Consider the following 3,681-nt stretch of genomic DNA (forward strand, 5'->3'; position numbering starts at 1 on the left):
ACGACTGCCTGTACCAACGAGCTCCGTTGCTCCACGTCGAGAACCCGTCAACACCCCTTGCGTGACCTGCGAAAACGCTAACTACCCGGCCTTGGGGAAGCTTCAGAACCGCTGCCAGAAGCGGTACGTGCCTGGCCTCTGCCGCCCTGGGTGGGGGTGGGTTGTCAGCGGAAGTTGTTGAAGGCGATGCCGTTGGTCAGGGAGGTGGTGCCGCTCTGGACGCCGTCGATTTTGACGGTCTGGCCGGATACGTGCTTTACGTAGAGTCGCAGGAGGAACGTACGCGTGCCGCAGGAAGAATCGATCGGGATGCCGGTCAGGGAGGAGTAGCCGACGGCGTGATGCGCGTCGTCGGTGATGGTCCGGCGGGCAGTGGCGCTGTGCGTGCGGCAGGTGTGGCCGGTTGCGTCGAGCTGGATGAACTCAAAGCGGGTGTCCACGACCGCGTTCTCCCCGCGCGGGTAGACCTGCATGGCTCCAGCGCAGGAGGCGGTTGCCTGGTAGCACGTGGTGAGTTCCAGGTTGGCCTGCGCCGAGACGCTGACAGCGTCCGGGTGCGCCTGCCACTTGTAGACCGGGGTGCCGTCGTCGTAGAACACCCAGGCATCACGACGGGCCGCTCCGTCACCGACGTAGGTGCACGCACCCGTACTGTCGTCACTTTCGCAGGCAGGGTTCTGCCACCAGCGTGCTCCGGTCTGGTCGGTGTCGTCCGTCTCGAGCCAGGTGTTGTTGGCGACCGCGGTCAGGTGGTAGCTGCCGGGCAGGGACGAATAGGCCGTGCCCTGGAGCACGCAGGTGTAGGTGCCGGCGGTGGGAGCGGTGAAGAGCAGGTCCGCATAAAGCGGGAGATGCCCTGGAGTTGCGTAGGTGGTGGTATCGCTGCCTTCATGGTTACGGGCCGAGGCCGCGACCACGGACACGGTCGATCCTGACGCGTTCAGACATCGGATGCGCTGGGTCAGGCCGACGATGCCGGTGGTAGTGCTGGTGGCCTCCAGTCGCGCGCGCAGATGCCTCTTCTCGCCGGCACCCAGGGCTATCGTCCGCCGCACCAGATCAACCGTCACCCCGCGGGGGATATCGGTGTCCACCGCCAGGGTGCCGCGGGTGACACTTCCAGCATCCGCCACAGCCATGTCGGCCGCGTGGGCTGGAACGGACCATAGAATTCCCAACAGCATTCCCAGCCCTGCTATGAACGTCCTGCGGATGACTCTGTTCGTCATGGTGCCCATGAACTGGCTTGCCCATTCTGATTTTGGAGGATGTCTCACGTGGTGAGCTTCGCGAGTCTCTTGTAGCACGTCAGGGCTGCGGCGAGGCCGCAACTCCGCATCGCCAAGGACGACGCACGCGACCGCGGCGGACTGCCCGACTGGGCCTCGTAGGACGGGTGAACCGCCCGCGTGAAGCTTCCCCGTGATCTTGGACACTCGATGCCTATGCTGCGAAGTCGTGTTGGTGTCGTTGCCGGGTTTCGGCCGGGGTGAGGTAGCCGAAGACCTTGTGTTTGCGCAGGCGGCGGCGGTTGTAGAAGGTCTCGATGACCCTGTTGCCCAATTGGGTGAAGCTGCCGTGATCGTCCGTCGCGTGACATTCCGGTCCGTGAGTGTGTGGTGCGAGGCGGTTCTGAGGGCGCGAACTGGGTGTCCGGCCACGGAATTCGGGGGTGGTGTGCTGTGTCCATGCGGCCGAGCTCGGGGGCCGGAGGTGCCCGCGGTGACAGGGGATGTCGCTCGGGCAGCATTCCCCAAGGGTTGTCTGGCGATGAGGATCCGGGACAGTCTCGGTCCGCTGTTCCTGGATGAGGAGTTCAGAGCGGCCTTCGGAGTTCGGGGGCGTCCTGGCATCTCGCCCGGTCGACCGGCGTTGGTCAGCATCCTTCAGTTCGCCGAGAACTTGACCGATCGCCAGGCCGCGCACGCGGTGCGGGCCAGGATCGATGTGAAGTACCTGCTCGGCCTGGAGCTGACCGACCCCGGCTTCGACCACACCGTGCTGACCGGGTTCCGGGAACGGCTCCTGGCACACGGACTGGAGGACAGGATCTTGGACCTGCTTCTGGAACGGCTGGCCGAGATGGGGCTGGTCGCCCCCGGCGGGCGGCAGCGCACGGACTCCACGCACGTCCTGGCCGCGGTCCGCAGCCTCAACCGCCTGGAATTCATCGGCGAGACGTTGCGGGCGTCGCTGGAGGCGCTCGCCATGGCCGCGCCGGACTGGATGCGCGCGTCGATGGACCCCGCATGGCAGGAACGCTACGGGACACGGGTCGACGCCTACCGGCTGCCGACCGACGAGCAGGAGCGGCGCACTCTCGCACGGCAGATCGCCGCCGACGGATACCGCCTGCTCGAAGGGGTCTTCGCGCCGACGGCGCCGGCATGGTTGCGGCAGGTGCCCGCCGTCTCCATCCTGCGCACGGTGTGGGTGCAGCAGTTCACCCGCACGGTCACCGACGGCGAGGAGGAGGTGGCCTGGCGGGGGAAAGACGATCTCCCGCCGAGCAGAGCGATGGTCGCTTCGCCCTATGATCCTGAGGCCCGTTACGCGAAGAAGCGCGGATCCGCCTGGGTCGGCTACAAGATCCACCTCAGCGAGAGCTGCGACGACCCCGGGGAGACGAATCGCCCCCACTTGATCACCCACGTCGTCACGACCGATGCCACGGTCAACGATGCGATGGTCATCGAGGAGATCCACGACCGTCTCACCAGCAAGGACCTCCTGCCAGCGGAGCACCTCCTGGACGCCGGATACACCTCGGCCGAGCTGTTGCTGACCGCGCCAACCACCCGCGGTGTCCACGTCGTCGGCCCAGTCCGGTCGAACAACACCCGGCAGGCAGCCAGAGGAAGCGGCTTCGGCAAGTCCTCCTTCACCATCAACTGGCAGTCCGAGCAGGCCACTTGCCCGACCGGTGCCACGAGCAGGTACTGGACGGCGGGAGTGGACAACAACGGCCGGGACGCGATCCGTATCCGCTTCGCGACCACCACCTGCGCACCCTGCCCCATGCGAGACCAGTGCACCCGCTCCACCAAGTATGGGCGGCAGCTCACCGTCCGCCCCCAGGACCAGGATGCGGTGCTGGAACGCGTCCGCGCTGAGCAGTCCACGGATGAGTGGAAGGACCGCTATGCGGCCCGAGCCGGCGTGGAAGGCACCATCCATCAGGCCGTCGCGACCGCTGGAGCCCGGCGCACCCGCTACATCGGCCGAGCCAAGACGCGTCTCGCGCACATCCTCACAGCCACCGCCATCAATCTGATCCGCCTCGACGCCTGGTGGAACGAAACACCCCTCGCTCGCACACGCACGTCCCGACTGGCAGCCCTCGACCTCTCAGCATGAGACCAATTGGGCAACAGGGTCATCGACGGCTTCTACAACCCCCGCCGCATCCAGAAACGGCTGGGCTACCTCAGCCCGATCGAGTTCGAGGAGAAGCACTACGCCGACCAGGCAGCGACCGAACAAGTGAACCTGAAACCACGTCAACCCGCTCTGACCAGCTAGTCAGCCACTCCCGCGCTGCGGGGGAACCTCACATGCGGTTGAAGAGATTTCTCTGGGCGGCAGTGTGCCAGTCTCCGTGGTCGTCGCGGCGCCTTCGGTAGTGGGCCTTGGCGCCGGGTGAGGCTGTGATGGCGGAGAAGGCCCAGAGGTAGCCGGTGT

At 66.2% G+C, this 3,681-nt stretch carries 2 protein-coding genes and 1 pseudogene; 2 read left to right on the forward strand and 1 reads right to left on the reverse strand.

Annotated elements, in window-relative coordinates; translation table 11 throughout:
• Positions 1-164 precede the first annotated feature (164 nt).
• Positions 165-1,094: a hypothetical protein gene (locus BT364_RS38760; protein WP_256260436.1), complete on the reverse strand. Its 930-nt coding sequence runs from the start codon at positions 1,092-1,094 to the stop codon at positions 165-167.
• Between the two features lie 588 nt (positions 1,095-1,682).
• Here BT364_RS38760 and BT364_RS38765 point away from each other — a divergent pair.
• Positions 1,683-3,357: pseudogene (locus tag BT364_RS38765) on the forward strand (IS1182 family transposase).
• A gap of 6 nt (positions 3,358-3,363) precedes the next feature.
• Positions 3,364-3,522 carry a hypothetical protein gene (locus BT364_RS42205; protein WP_177328410.1) on the forward strand — a complete coding sequence of 53 codons (159 nt, stop codon included), beginning with the start codon at positions 3,364-3,366 and terminating at the stop codon, positions 3,520-3,522.
• Positions 3,523-3,681: the final 159 nt, after the last annotated feature.

The sequence above is a fragment of the Streptomyces atratus genome, from assembly GCF_900119365.1.
Lineage (GTDB): Bacteria > Actinomycetota > Actinomycetes > Streptomycetales > Streptomycetaceae > Streptomyces > Streptomyces atratus_B.